At 40.1% G+C, this 12,472-nt stretch carries 14 protein-coding genes and 1 pseudogene; 6 read left to right on the top strand and 9 right to left on the bottom strand.

Annotation, left to right across the window (positions count from 1 at the left end; all coding sequences use genetic code 11):
- Positions 1-36: 36 nt before the first annotated feature.
- The 6 genes from ABKJ27_RS03305 to ABKJ27_RS03280 all read right to left on the bottom strand — a co-directional run bounded on the left by ABKJ27_RS03305 (position 37) and on the right by ABKJ27_RS03280 (position 3,412).
- Positions 37-261: a DUF4059 family protein gene (locus ABKJ27_RS03305; RefSeq protein ID WP_000926599.1), complete on the bottom strand. Its 225-nt coding sequence runs from the start codon at positions 259-261 to the stop codon at positions 37-39.
- 77 nt (positions 262-338) lie between these two features.
- Positions 339-1,082 carry an amino acid ABC transporter ATP-binding protein gene (locus ABKJ27_RS03300; RefSeq protein ID WP_000590965.1) on the bottom strand — a complete coding sequence of 248 codons (744 nt, stop codon included), beginning with the start codon at positions 1,080-1,082 and terminating at the stop codon, positions 339-341.
- Positions 1,082-1,882 carry an amino acid ABC transporter permease gene (locus ABKJ27_RS03295; protein WP_410012036.1) on the bottom strand — a complete coding sequence of 267 codons (801 nt, stop codon included), beginning with the start codon at positions 1,880-1,882 and terminating at the stop codon, positions 1,082-1,084. The genes ABKJ27_RS03300 and ABKJ27_RS03295 overlap by 1 nt, the downstream gene beginning before the upstream one ends.
- 157 nt (positions 1,883-2,039) lie before the next feature.
- Positions 2,040-2,396 (bottom strand): arsenate reductase family protein, encoded by a 357-nt coding sequence (locus tag ABKJ27_RS03290; protein WP_410012035.1) that lies wholly within the window; start codon positions 2,394-2,396, stop codon positions 2,040-2,042.
- 12 nt (positions 2,397-2,408) lie between these two features.
- Complete coding sequence (locus ABKJ27_RS03285; RefSeq protein ID WP_020903509.1) at positions 2,409-2,918, bottom strand: methylated-DNA--[protein]-cysteine S-methyltransferase; 510 nt, start codon at positions 2,916-2,918, stop codon at positions 2,409-2,411.
- Positions 2,918-3,412 carry a GNAT family N-acetyltransferase gene (locus ABKJ27_RS03280; protein ID WP_023948272.1) on the bottom strand — a complete coding sequence of 165 codons (495 nt, stop codon included), beginning with the start codon at positions 3,410-3,412 and terminating at the stop codon, positions 2,918-2,920. The genes ABKJ27_RS03285 and ABKJ27_RS03280 overlap by 1 nt, the downstream gene beginning before the upstream one ends.
- A 134-nt stretch (positions 3,413-3,546) precedes the next feature.
- Between ABKJ27_RS03280 and ABKJ27_RS03275 the strand changes: the two genes are divergently transcribed.
- Together ABKJ27_RS03275 and trhA are read left to right on the top strand one after the other, a co-directional pair.
- The gene (locus tag ABKJ27_RS03275) at positions 3,547-3,993 is read left to right on the top strand and encodes a DUF1836 domain-containing protein (RefSeq protein WP_000858732.1); all 447 of its coding nucleotides are present in this window, start codon (positions 3,547-3,549) and stop codon (positions 3,991-3,993) included.
- Positions 3,990-4,637, top strand: coding sequence for a PAQR family membrane homeostasis protein TrhA (gene trhA / locus ABKJ27_RS03270; RefSeq protein ID WP_001098000.1), 648 nt, complete (start codon positions 3,990-3,992; stop codon positions 4,635-4,637). Before ABKJ27_RS03275 ends, trhA begins: the two co-directional genes overlap by 4 nt.
- 19 nt (positions 4,638-4,656) lie before the next feature.
- Here the strand turns inward: trhA and pdxT are convergent, their stop codons facing one another.
- From pdxT to nox, 3 genes are all read right to left on the bottom strand, one after another.
- Positions 4,657-5,238, bottom strand: coding sequence for a pyridoxal 5'-phosphate synthase glutaminase subunit PdxT (gene pdxT / locus ABKJ27_RS03265; protein WP_023948274.1), 582 nt, complete (start codon positions 5,236-5,238; stop codon positions 4,657-4,659).
- Complete coding sequence (gene pdxS / locus ABKJ27_RS03260) at positions 5,239-6,114, bottom strand: pyridoxal 5'-phosphate synthase lyase subunit PdxS (RefSeq protein ID WP_000138517.1); 876 nt, start codon at positions 6,112-6,114, stop codon at positions 5,239-5,241. It abuts the gene before it with no gap.
- 151 nt (positions 6,115-6,265) lie between these two features.
- Positions 6,266-7,645 (bottom strand): H2O-forming NADH oxidase, encoded by a 1,380-nt coding sequence (nox, locus tag ABKJ27_RS03255; protein ID WP_143951900.1) that lies wholly within the window; start codon positions 7,643-7,645, stop codon positions 6,266-6,268.
- 307 nt (positions 7,646-7,952) lie between these two features.
- Here nox and ABKJ27_RS03250 point away from each other — a divergent pair, with 307 nt between their 5' ends.
- The 4 genes and pseudogenes from ABKJ27_RS03250 (at position 7,953) to ABKJ27_RS03235 (ending at position 12,307) form a co-directional block, all read left to right on the top strand.
- Positions 7,953-8,876, top strand: a complete 924-nt coding sequence (locus ABKJ27_RS03250) for an FAD:protein FMN transferase (protein ID WP_410012034.1) — start codon at positions 7,953-7,955, stop codon at positions 8,874-8,876.
- Between the two features lie 59 nt (positions 8,877-8,935).
- Positions 8,936-9,541, top strand: a complete 606-nt coding sequence (locus ABKJ27_RS03245; protein ID WP_410012033.1) for an NADPH-dependent FMN reductase — start codon at positions 8,936-8,938, stop codon at positions 9,539-9,541.
- An 18-nt stretch (positions 9,542-9,559) separates the two neighbouring features.
- Positions 9,560-10,804, top strand: coding sequence for an NAD(P)H-dependent oxidoreductase (locus ABKJ27_RS03240; protein ID WP_410012032.1), 1,245 nt, complete (start codon positions 9,560-9,562; stop codon positions 10,802-10,804).
- 196 nt (positions 10,805-11,000) lie between these two features.
- Positions 11,001-12,307, top strand: a pseudogene (locus tag ABKJ27_RS03235) (transposase).
- The last annotated feature ends 165 nt before the right edge of the window (positions 12,308-12,472 follow it).

Below are 12,472 nucleotides of genomic sequence, written 5' to 3'. Positions count from 1 at the left end.
CTTTATTCTAACTCTTTCTTGTCAATCACGCAAGGATTATGCCTTGAAAACAAGAATTAAACTCATAACCGCAAAGGATAATACTGGAACAACCAAAACACCAATCATAATCATATCATAGAGATGGGCTTGGCGAGCCTTGGCTGTCTTATCAACTCCCGACATGGCTCTCAGTCCAATCCAAATCCCTAAAAAAATCAGGACGAGGATGGTGGTCAAGATCAAACTCTCGAAATATAAAGAAAATAGTTGCAGTAGCATGATTTCTCTCATTTCTATCTTTTTTAAAGAGTAAACTCAGCTAGTCCAGCTAACTGAGTTTTTCTTTATCTATTATATCAAATATAAGTCCGTTTGTAACTAGCGAAGAATTCTTTTGTTCGCTCTTCTTTAGGATGGTGGATAATCTCATCCGGTGTTCCAGACTCAATGATTTTCCCCTTATCTAGGAAGAGAATCTTATCCGCAACTTGAGCTACAAAGGACATGTCATGACTAACCAAAATCATGGTTTGACCTGACTTAGCAGCATCTGCAATAGACTTTTCTACTTCGCCGACCAATTCTGGATCAAGGGCTGAAGTTGGTTCGTCTAAGAGCAAGACATCTGGTTTCATCGCAAGTGCACGCGCTAGGGCAACCCGTTGCTTCTGTCCACCTGATAAATGGCGAGGATAATGGTTTTCACGGTCTGAAAGCCCAACCTTAGCCAACTCTTCCTTGGCAATCTTGGTTGCTTCTTGGTCGGATAATTTCTTGACAACAACCAAGCCTTCTTTCACATTATCAAGTGCTGTTCGGCGTTCAAACAAATTAAACTGTTGGAAAACCATAGACAACTTACGGCGTAGGGCAAGGATTTCTTCTTGAGTGATTTTAGAAAAATCAACTGAGAAATCATCAATCTGAATAGAGCCACTGTCAGGTGTTTCAAGATAATTGAGACTACGAAGGAAGGTTGATTTTCCAGCTCCTGAAGAACCAATCAAGGCTACAACTTCCCCTTTTTGAATATCTAAGTCCAGATGATCCAAGACAGTCTGTCCTGAAAAGGATTTGCTTAAATTCGAAATCTTAATCATTAACGAAGGTCTCCTTTCACATCTGTTTGCACTGTATCGGGTGCAGAAATAGCCATTTTTCTCTCGATGAAACGACCGAGGCTTTCAATTCCGATATTGACTACCCAATAAACAAGGGCAACGGAGATGAAGCGCTCAAAGTAACGATAATCAGCTCCACCCAGAATCTGAGCTTGGGCAAATACTTCCACAACACCCGCATTAAAGGCTAGGGAAGTTCCTTTGGTCAAGCCGATGAGGGAATTGATTAAGGTTGGAGTTGCCACAACGGCTGCATTTGGAATAATTACGCGACGATAAACTTGTGCTCGGGTCATACCCAGACTGCGTGCCGCCTCAATCTCACCAGGATTGACTGAGAGAATGGCTGCACGAATGGTTTCACTCGCATAAGCTGCTTCATTGAAAGCAAAGGCGACAATCGCAAAAGCAGCGGCTGGAATCGCATTGATATTGAAACCAGTTCCCCATTGCTGATTGAGAGCTTTCAAAGCCAAAGGAATTCCGTAGTAGGTCAACATGAGTTGCACCAAAATCGGTGTCCCTTTTAAGAAGCTAACAAAGAAGGCCTGCAAGGGGTATAAAATTTTGACACGATTGATCTTCACAATGGCAAAAAGAAGCGCCAAAACCAAGCCAAAAAGAGCACCACCAATGGTCAACATAATCGTTATTGGAAGTTGTTGGACAATTCTCGGGATTCCATCAAAGACCGAACGCAAGCTAAAAAGCTTGCCATCCGGAATCAATTGCATCAAGTTTTGGTACCAATCTGATGCTAAAATCGTTGTAACATTCATAAAAACATCCTCTCCTGATAATGATTCATTCTACCATACTTTTGCCGTCAATGAAATTATTTGCTACGGTCAGGTACAGACTTTGTCTACCTACTAGTTTATCATACTTTGAAACAGGGAGGTTATATATTTTATCTATCAAAGAGATAGATAAAAACTATTTCAATCCCAATTCTTCATAAGCTTTTCGATAACCGATTTGCTTAACAGTTCCATTTTCTACTAAAATGGGGCGTTTTAACAACATACCGTCGCTTGCTAGCAACTCAGCTGCTTCTTGGTTTGACAGACTTCCTACCTTATCTTTCAGCCCCAATTCACGGTATTTGATCCCACTGGTGTTGAAAAATTGCTTCAACTCAAAACCCGAGGTTTCTAGCCAATTTAAAATGACTTCTTGGCTAGGTGTTTCTTTAACGATATGGATGGCTTTATAGTCCACACCGAGTTGGTTTAATTCTTGTTTTGCTTTTTTACAAGTTGAACATTTTGGATATTCGATAAATTCTAACATGTCTTTCACTTTCTATTTTATATCTTTAAAATCTGCGCCTTCATGCTCCAAGAGCCAAGCTTTCTTTTCCACTCCTGCAGCATAACCTGTCAGACGCTTGCCAGCTCCCAGCACCCGATGACAAGGTACTAGGATAGACCACGGATTGCGTCCCACTGCCCCACCAATTGCTTGAGCAGAATCCACTTGTAGCTCTTGGGCTATTTGTCCATAGGTCACTGTCTGACCATAAGGAATTCCCTGTAGATAGGACCAAACTCGCTTTTCAAAATCCGTTCCGATTGGAGCCAAGGGCAAGTCGGATAAATCCTGAGACTTGCCTTTAAAGTAATCATCTAAGCAAGCAATAACTGGATCTAAAATTGGATGACTAACAACTGCTTCTATCGTCTCATCTCCTAGTCCTCTCTCAAAATGCTTCTGCTCCTGCACCCAAATGCCATACAGATATTGCTCGTCGGCAACCAAAGACAAGGTTCCTATTGGCGAAAAGTAGAGCATTTTTACGTACATCTTTTGCATTATTTCTTTAATTTTTGATAGGCCAAGCGTTCGCCATCAACTGGAACCTTACCAACCTGTTTAAAACCGAGTTTTTCAAAGATATGCTGCATGGCCTCGTTTGCAACATGCGTATCTGAGCGAAAATCTAGGTAATCAAATCCTTCAATCAAGCCTTCTAGGAAAGTCTGAGCAACCCCCTGTCCCTGCACATCTGCTGCCACAGCAATACGGTGAAAGACTAGGTACTCTGACTCTCCAGATTGCCATTTTCCTTCATAAATGGCTTCATAGGTTGCCTCTGGACTCTTGGTCACGGCTGCATAAGCTAGTAATTCTCCCTCTTCCAAGGCTACGTAGGCTTGACCTGAGATAATATCCTCAGTAATAATATCAGCATTTGGATAACCATTTTGCCACTGGTCACTACCAACATCTGCTAAACATTTTTTAGCATCTTCCATCACCTGCATGATGGCATCTACTTCATTTGGAAAAGCTAAACGAATCTCCATCTTTTCTCCTCATTTCTGACTAGTTTCTCCCATCATAGCATAATTTAAGTCTTTCTACAAGCAGTTAAAACTTGACTTTCTATTTCTATTATTTTATAATCTAGTTATTAAAACTAGATAAAAAGGAGTTGAAAATGAAAACTACCTTTTCCTACCCAAAATGGGCAGAAATCCCAAATATTGACCTCTATCTGGACCAGGTTTTGCTCTATGTCAATCAGGTCTGCTCCCCTATCTCTCCTGATAAAGACAAGGGCCTGACAGCATCCATGGTCAACAATTATGTGAAACATGGTTACCTAACAAAGCCTGACAAGAAAAAATACCAACGCCAACAGATTGCCCGTCTGATTGCTATCACAACCCTCAAGTCGGTATTCTCTATTCAAGAAATAGCTCAGACACTTAATACTCTCCAAACTCAAGCAAGTTCAGACCAACTCTACGATGCTTTTGTGGACTACATGAACCAAGGAATTGACCCAGCTAACCCCATTATCCAAACCAGCTGCCAAACCGTTAAACTCTATCATCAAACCCTAGCCTTAATCGATCATACTCAAGAGGAGGTAATCCAATGAACACTAGTCTTAAACTCAGCAAACAACTCAGTTTCGGAGAAGAGATTGCTAATAGTGTGACCCATGCCGTAGGTGCAGTCATCATGCTAATCTTACTGCCTATTTCATCAACCTATAGTTATGAGACACACGGATTTTTATCCTCTATCGGCGTTTCCATTTTCGTTATTAGTCTCTTTCTCATGTTCCTATCATCCACCATTTATCACTCTATGGCCTATGGTTCGACCCACAAATATGTCTTGCGAATCATTGACCATTCTATGATTTATGTTGCTATTGCTGGCTCTTATACACCTGTCGTACTGACTTTGATGAATAACTGGTTTGGCTATCTGATTATTGCTATCCAGTGGGGAACGACCATCTTTGGTATTCTCTATAAAATCTTTGCTAAAAAAGTCAATGAGAAATTTAGCCTTGCTCTTTACCTGATTATGGGCTGGTTGGTTCTGGCTATCATTCCTGCCATTATCAGTCAAACAACGCCAATTTTCTGGAGTCTCATGGTAACTGGCGGACTCTGTTATACAGTTGGAGCTGGATTTTACGCCAAGAAAAAACCTTATTTCCACATGATTTGGCATCTCTTTATCCTAGCAGCATCTGCCCTCCAATACATTGCCATTGTTTATTATATGTAAAAAAGTTGAGAATTTTTTCTCAACTTTTTTCTTTACACATATTGATAAAGTACTGGTGCAAGCTTACATCATCAGTCAATTCTGGATGAAAGGAAGTTACCAGCATATTTTTTTCTTGGGCTGCAACGATTTGATTGTCAACTGTTGCTAGAATTTCTACATCTTCTCCAACACTACTGATAATCGGCCCGCGAATAAAGGTCATCGGAATCTTGCCAACTCCCTTACATTCTGCTTCCGTATAGAAACTTCCTAGTTGGCGCCCATAGGCATTGCGCTCGACTACCATATCCATAGTTCCTAGATGACTCTCTTCCTGAGAAGTAATTTCCTTAGCCAGCAAAATTAAACCTGCACAGGTCCCAAACACTGGTAAGCCAGATAGAATGGCTTCTCGAATGGGAATCAGCATGTCCTGCTCACGTAAGAGCTTGCCCATGGTTGTAGATTCTCCACCAGGTAATATCAATCCCGACAAATCACTCTGATGTTTCTGAAAATCATCTAGATTTCTGATTTCAACACTCTCGACACCTAATTGATCTAGCACTTTTGCATGTTCTGCAAAGGCACCTTGCAAGGCCAATATTCCAATTTTCATCTATTTCCCTCGCTCAGCCATGAGAATTTGGATTTCATTTTCATTAATACCCACCATGGCTTCTCCTAGATCTTCAGAGATTTGAGCTAGGATCTGAGGATTTCGGAAATTGGTTACCGCTTTGACAATGGCACTCGCTCGTTTAACAGGATCTCCTGACTTGAAAATACCTGAACCGACAAATACACCTTCTGCCCCTAATTGCATCATCAGCGCGGCATCTGCTGGCGTTGCAACGCCTCCAGCCGCAAAGTTTACAACTGGTAATTTCCCATGTTCATGAACGTATTGAACCAATTCTACAGGGACTTGCAAGTCCTTAGCAGCAACATAAAGTTCGTCCTCACGTAGGTTTTGAATGCGGCGAATTTCCTGATTCATCATACGCATATGACGAACAGCTTGGACGATATCCCCCGTACCCGGTTCTCCTTTGGTACGAATCATAGAAGCACCTTCAGCGATACGACGCAAGGCTTCGCCCAAATCCTTAGCTCCACAGACAAAAGGAACTTGGAATTCTTTCTTATCCACATGGAAACGGTCGTCAGCTGGAGATAAAACTTCACTCTCATCGATATAGTCAATTTCAATAGCCTCTAAAATCTGAGCTTCAACAAAGTGCCCGATTCTGACCTTGGCCATTACTGGAATGCTAACCGCTTCTTGGATTTCCTTAATCATCTTTGGATCACTCATACGGGAAACCCCACCAGCCGCACGGATATCAGCCGGAATTCGTTCCAAGGCCATCACAGCTGCCGCACCAGCAGCCTCTGCAATACGGGCTTGTTCAGGGTTCTGAACGTCCATGATAACCCCACCCTTGAGCATCTGCGCCAAGTTTTTATTTAGTTCATAACGATTTTCAGTCATTTCTTTATCCTCATCATTTGTATTGGTAGCTACCATTTCATTTTAAGTTAGATTAGAAGGAATCACAAGATAAAAATAATGTAATTGTATGGGTACACATTGATTAAAAAACTATCTGACCTTAACTTAAGGACAGATAGTTCATCAAATTTTATTTTTCAGCTGTAAGGGCAGCCATTGTGATGTAGTTGTATGGTTTGTTGAAGTGTGGCAAGAAGAATAGGTCTGTCAATGCCAATTTATCAATTGTCACATGCTCTTGGATAGCAAGTGAGAACATGTGGATTCCCATGCTGATTGCAGAATCGTGTGAAACCATTTGTGCACCAAGAATTTCACGGCTATCTTTGTCAAAGACAATCTTGATGGCAACTTCATGGTTGTCATGCTTCATAAATTCTGGTTTTTGAAGATCGTTAAAGCCTGTTTCAGTTGCATTGTAACCAGCAGCTTTCGCTTTTTCAAGAGTCAAACCAGTTGAAACCATGTGAAGACCGTAGATTGAGATACCATTTGAACCTTGAACACCAATTCCTTCCAATTCATGTCCACAAGCGTTGTATGCACCAACGATACCAGTACGAACAGCATTTGAAGCAAGAGCGATGTAGCTAGTGTCTTTACGAGCGTTGTCATAAACAGTCGCACAGTCACCTACTGCGTAAACGCCTGGGATAGATGTTTCTTGTTTCTTGTCTACAAGGAAGGCACCGTTACGGAAGAGTTCAATTTTTCCATCAGCAAGGGCTGTGTTTGGACGGAAACCAACTGCAAGGATAACCATATCCACATCGAAAGTTTCTTTATCAGTAATCAAGCGTTCAACTTTACCGTCACCCTCAATTGCTTTAACAGTTTGACCAAGCGCCAAGCGGATGTTGTGGTCTTCCAAGTTCTTCGCCATCATTTGAGTGAAGTCTTTGTCGTAGTATCCGTTCAAGACAGTATCTACGATGTCAACAAGGACAACTTCTTTTCCAAGACGCTCAAAAGCTTCAGCAAGTTCAACACCGATGTATCCACCACCAACAACGGCGATACGGTCAAGGTGTTGGCTCTTGTCAGCCAATTTATGAATCACTTCTTCAGCATTTTGGTACAATTTAACGAATTGTACATTTTCAAGAGTTGCTTTAAATTCACGGTTTCCTTTAACAATTTCAACACCTTCGATTGGTGGCAAGATTGGTGTAGAACCTGTAGCGAAAATCAATTTATCGTATGATTCTTTGTGCTCTTTCCCTTCAACTTCTGCTGTAACTACTTTGTTATCATAGTCGATTGAAAGAACTGGTGAATTCATGTATACCTTAGCACCTTTAGCTTCCAATTTTTCTTTATCAGAATAGAACAAGCCTTCAGCACCGTCAATTTGTTCACCAATCCAAAGAGCCATTCCACATCCTAGGAAAGAGATGTTAGAGTTCTGGTCAAATACAACGATTTCGTTCTCATTTCCAAAATTATCCAACATAGTATTAATACATGCTGTACCAGCGTGGTTAGCACCAACTACAACGATTTTACTCATAGAAAAATTCCTACCTTCAATTTTAAATTTACTCTTCTAGTATAACATTTACTGTTAGCGTTTACAAGAGTTTAGTTAATTTTCCCGATTTTTTTGTAAAAAAATGTAAATAATCTGTATTTTATCAGTCTTTCTTACAATTACTCTTTTTTTCTGAGCATATTTCTTGACAAGTTTACAAATTTTATTTGTGAAAACGCTGACTTTATGGTATGCTAGTATCATGGAAAGAAAATGTAAGGGGTTAAATTTAATATAAATTTACTATATTTCAGCCTTCTTTTCATAAGAGAAAGGAGTTGGTAGCTTGCCTCTTAGTTCACATTCCGAACGGCTAATGGGGACTACTATCACTATTTCATTAGTAGATGAGCGAGCCGATAGCTTGATCCAGAAATCCTTTGATTTACTCAGAGAGCTCGAATACCGCTTCAATGCCAATAGCCAAGAATCTGAGTTGATGGAAATCAATCATCAAGCTGGAATAGCCCCCGTCAAGGTTCATCCAGACCTGTTCGAACTGATTTCACTTGGATTAGAGCATAGCCTCGCGCCATCTAGCCATCTCAATATCAGCATTGGTCCCTTGATTCAAACCTGGCGTATCGGTTTTTCAGATGCCAAAGTTGCCCAGCCTCAAGAAATCGAATCAATTCTCCCTTTAATCAATCCTCATTATATCGAGTTAGATTCTTCTACTTCTACTGTGTTTCTAAAACAGAAAGGAATGAAGATAGACCTAGGTTGTTTAGCCAAGGGTTATAGTGCGGATAAAGTTGCTCAATTTCTGAGAAAAGAGGGAGTGACATCTGCCTTGATCAATCTGGGAGGGAATATCCTGACTATTGGAAAAAATCAGGCAAGAGGGGATCAGCCTTGGCGAATTGGGATTCAAGACCCAGCCAATCCGAGGGGAAATCACTTAATGACCATCCCTGTTGTCAATAAATCTGTCGTGACTTCAGGCATTTATGAACGTCACCTGACTGTCGATGGAAAAGATTACCATCATATTTTTGACAGCCAAACAGGTTATCCTGTTGAAACGGAACTAGCGAGTCTAACAATCATCTCTGATAAATCAGTTGATGGTGAAATCTGGACAACTCGTCTATTTGGAGAAAGACCTGCTTCTATCCTCTGGCAAGTCGAAAGTTTGGAGGGCATCGAAGCTGTCCTCATCGATAAGGAAGGTCATCTAAGCTGTTCTTCAGGAATTCCTACTCTATAGAAATAGATGTTTCAATAGAGTTTTAAAATCGTATTATGTAAAAAGAGAAAGGAAATCTCATGTTAAAACTTATTGCTATTGTTGGAACAAATTCAAAACGTTCTACAAACCGTCAATTGCTTCAATACATGCAAAAACACTTTGCTGAAAAAGCTGAAATTGAACTTGTTGAAATTAAAGACATTCCTGTCTTTAACAAACCAGCTGACAAGCAAGTACCTGTTGAAATTTTAGAAATTGCTGCTAAAATTGAAGAGGCAGATGGTGTTATTATCGGTACTCCTGAGTATGACCACTCTATCCCAGCTGTTTTGATGAGCGCTCTTGCTTGGTTGTCTTACGGTATTTACCCACTGTTGAACAAACCAATCATGATTACGGGTGCTTCTTACGGTACACTTGGTTCATCACGTGCCCAATTACAACTTCGCCAAATCTTGAATGCTCCAGAAATTAAAGCAAGTGTCCTTCCAGATGAATTCTTGCTTTCACATTCTCTTCAAGCCTTCACCCCAAGTGGAGACCTAGTAGATCTTGATGTTATCAAAAAACTGGATGCCACTTTTGACGACTTCCGTATCTTTGTAAAAATTACAGAAAAATTGCGCAATGCACAAGCACTACTTCGCAAAGATGCTGAAGACTTTGACTGGGAAAATTTGTAAGATAGGAGACCAAAAAGAATGAAATTTGTTGGACTTGTAGGATCAAACTACGATCAATCATATAACCGTAAACTCTTGGAATTCATCCGTCGTCACTTCAAACTCAAATTTGAATTAGAAGTTCTTGAAATTGACGAAGTTCCAATGTTTAACCAAGACGAAAAATGGGACGAAAGTTTCCAATTACGTTATTTATATAACAAAATTACTCGTGCTGATGGTGTTATCATCGCTACTCCTGAGCACAACCACACAATCTCAGCTTCCCTAAAATCTGTTCTTGAATGGCTTTCATACGAAGTACATCCATTTGAAAACAAACCAGTCATGATTGTGGGTGCTTCTTACTACGACCAAGGTACTTCTCGTGCCCAAGTTCACCTTCGTAAGATTCTTGACGCTCCAGGTGTCAATGCCTATACTCTTCCAGGAAATGAATTCCTTCTCGGTAAAGCTAAAGAAGCTTTTGATGTTAATGGAAATATCACAAATGAAGGAACTGTTAATTTCCTTGAAACATGCTTGGACAACTTTGTAAAATATGTGGGAGTCGTTTCAAAATTGAAAAAACCAAAACCAATTGAACCAGAAGATTTATATTGTACAAATTCAATTGCAACTACCATCCAAGGTGTTGATCCAGATGATCCTGAATGGGTAGAAAAAGCTGCTGAACTTGTTGGAGCTGTTTCTGGAGATACTTACGTTAAATTAGACCACGGTATCTTGACAGTTAACCAAATTGATATGTTCTTGAAAGCAATGCCATTTGAATTGACATTTGCAGATGATAATAATCAATTCTTGTACTTTAATAACGCACACCAAGACCCAGATACAATGTTTGGTAAACGTGTCCGTGCTCAATCAGGAAATAGATTAGGAACAGTACACGGTACATTGCCAGATTCTAGAATGAAAAACGTTGAATGGGTTGTCGGCGTATTGCGTAATGGGGACCAAGAATATGTCCGTACAATTGTACCAGGAACACCTGAAGGTGTTATTAATACCCATAATTACCAAGCAATGTACTATCCAGATGGTTCATATGCTGGAATCAATGAAATCATCTTTAATTTCCAACCATGGCTTGACTGGTACCTCAATACAACTGGTCAACGTCTAGTTGGTGGAAATGCTGCAGCTCCTGCTGGCGGACATGGTCACGGCGATGCAGATGCTACCTCTGGAGCTTCTGATGCAGGTGATGCTGGAAGCCACGGTGGTGGCGCAGACGCTACATCTGGCGCAAGTAACTAATAACTTTAGGAACCATCTTGGTTCCTTTTTTAGCGAAAAAAAGACTAGCAAACACAAATTGCTAGTCTTTTGGGCTCTATAATATTTGTAGTGGGTAAATCCCTTATAGATATTATGGAGCCTATTTTGTTGTAGAAAAAAAGTCCCATATGACCTATAATGAAAAGCGACGAAACAACTCATTAGAAAGATTCATATGGAACCATTACATTTTATCATAAAACTGCTCGATATCAAAGACCCTAATGTCCAAATTATGGATGTTGTTAATAGAGATACCCACAAGGAAATCATCGCTAAACTGGATTATGAGGCCCCATCTTGTCCTGAATGTGGAAGTCAAATGAAGAAATATGACTTCCAAAAACCATCGAAAATTCCTTACCTTGAAACAACTGGTATGCCTACCAGAATCCTCCTTAAAAAGCGTCGTTTCAAGTGCTATCATTGCTCTAAAATGATGGTCTCACAGACCTCTCTCGTCGAGAAAAATCACCAAATTCCTCGTATTATCAACCAAAAAATTGCGCAAAAATTGATTGAAAAAACTTCTATGACCGATATCGCTCATCAACTGGCTATTTCAACTTCAACTGTCATTCGCAAGCTTAATGACTTCCGTTTTAAGCATGATTTTTCTCGTCTTCCAGAGATTATGTCTTGGGACGAGTATGCCTTTACCAAGGGAAAGATGAGTTTCATTGCACAAGATTTTGATAACCTCAGTATCATCGCTGTTCTTGAAGGTAGAACACAAGCTGTCATCCGAAATCACTTTCTTCGATACGATAGAGCCGTTCGTTGTCGAGTGAAAATCATTACTATGGATATGTTTAGTCCTTACTATGACTTAGCTAAGAAACTTCGCTTTCTAATTTCTAGGCTCAGGCTGAAACAGTCTCCCAGACTGTTTCACTCCCAAATGCTAAAATCGTTCTAGATCGCTTTCACATTGTACAACATCTAAGCCGTGCTATGAGTCGTGTTCGTGTCCAAATCATGAATCAACTTGAACGAAAATCTCATGAATACAAGGCTATCAAGCGTTACTGGAGGCTCATTCAACAGGATAGTCTTAAACTGAGTGATAAACGTTTTTATCGCCCTACTTTTCGTATGCACTTAACCAATAAAGAAATCCTAGACAAGCTTTTGAGCTATTCCGAAGACTTGAAACACCACTATCATCTCTATCAACTCTTGCTTTTCCACTTTCAGAATAAAGAGCCGAAGAAATTTTTCGGACTCATTGAGGACAATCTCAAGCAGGTTCATCCTCTTTTTCAGACTGTCTTTAAAACCTTTCTAAAGGACAAAGAGAAAATCGTCAATGCCCTTCAGTTACCCTATTCCAACGCCAAATTGGAAGCAACCAATAATCTCATCAAACTTATCAAACGCAATGCCTTTGGTTTTCGGAACTTTGAAAACTTCAAAAAAAGGATTTTTATTGCTCTGAACATCAAAAAAGAAAGGACAAATTTCGTCCTTTCTCGAGCTTAGCTTTTCTTCAACCCACTACAGTTGACAAAGAGCCGTCTTTTGGTTATGATTTCATCTGTCTTTATTAAAAGAAAGAATACTTATACTCAATGAAAATCAAAGAGCAAACTAGGAAGCTAGCCGCAGGCTGTACTTAAGTACGGCAAGGTGAAGCTGACGTGGTTT

The sequence above is a fragment of the Streptococcus sp. KHUD_011 genome (assembly GCF_046352925.1).
GTDB lineage: Bacteria > Bacillota > Bacilli > Lactobacillales > Streptococcaceae > Streptococcus.
This window is presented reverse-complemented; position numbering and strand designations above follow the sequence as displayed.

What these genes read in the sequence shown, in the direction of transcription:
- ABKJ27_RS03240 (WP_410012032.1), top strand. Translation starts at nt 9,560, where the DNA reads ATGAAATTTGTTGGACTTGTAGGATCAAACTACGATCAATCATATAAC.
- ABKJ27_RS03300 (WP_000590965.1), bottom strand. Translation starts at nt 1,082, where the DNA reads ATGATTAAGATTTCGAATTTAAGCAAATCCTTTTCAGGACAGACTGTC.
- ABKJ27_RS03305 (WP_000926599.1), bottom strand. Translation starts at nt 261, where the DNA reads ATGCTACTGCAACTATTTTCTTTATATTTCGAGAGTTTGATCTTGACC.
- ABKJ27_RS03245 (WP_410012033.1), top strand. Translation starts at nt 8,936, where the DNA reads ATGTTAAAACTTATTGCTATTGTTGGAACAAATTCAAAACGTTCTACA.
- ABKJ27_RS03295 (WP_410012036.1), bottom strand. Translation starts at nt 1,882, where the DNA reads ATGAATGTTACAACGATTTTAGCATCAGATTGGTACCAAAACTTGATG.
- trhA (WP_001098000.1), top strand. Translation starts at nt 3,990, where the DNA reads ATGAACACTAGTCTTAAACTCAGCAAACAACTCAGTTTCGGAGAAGAG.
- pdxT (WP_023948274.1), bottom strand. Translation starts at nt 5,238, where the DNA reads ATGAAAATTGGAATATTGGCCTTGCAAGGTGCCTTTGCAGAACATGCA.
- ABKJ27_RS03285 (WP_020903509.1), bottom strand. Translation starts at nt 2,918, where the DNA reads ATGCAAAAGATGTACGTAAAAATGCTCTACTTTTCGCCAATAGGAACC.
- nox (WP_143951900.1), bottom strand. Translation starts at nt 7,645, where the DNA reads ATGAGTAAAATCGTTGTAGTTGGTGCTAACCACGCTGGTACAGCATGT.
- pdxS (WP_000138517.1), bottom strand. Translation starts at nt 6,114, where the DNA reads ATGACTGAAAATCGTTATGAACTAAATAAAAACTTGGCGCAGATGCTC.
- ABKJ27_RS03275 (WP_000858732.1), top strand. Translation starts at nt 3,547, where the DNA reads ATGAAAACTACCTTTTCCTACCCAAAATGGGCAGAAATCCCAAATATT.
- ABKJ27_RS03280 (WP_023948272.1), bottom strand. Translation starts at nt 3,412, where the DNA reads ATGGAGATTCGTTTAGCTTTTCCAAATGAAGTAGATGCCATCATGCAG.
- ABKJ27_RS03290 (WP_410012035.1), bottom strand. Translation starts at nt 2,396, where the DNA reads ATGTTAGAATTTATCGAATATCCAAAATGTTCAACTTGTAAAAAAGCA.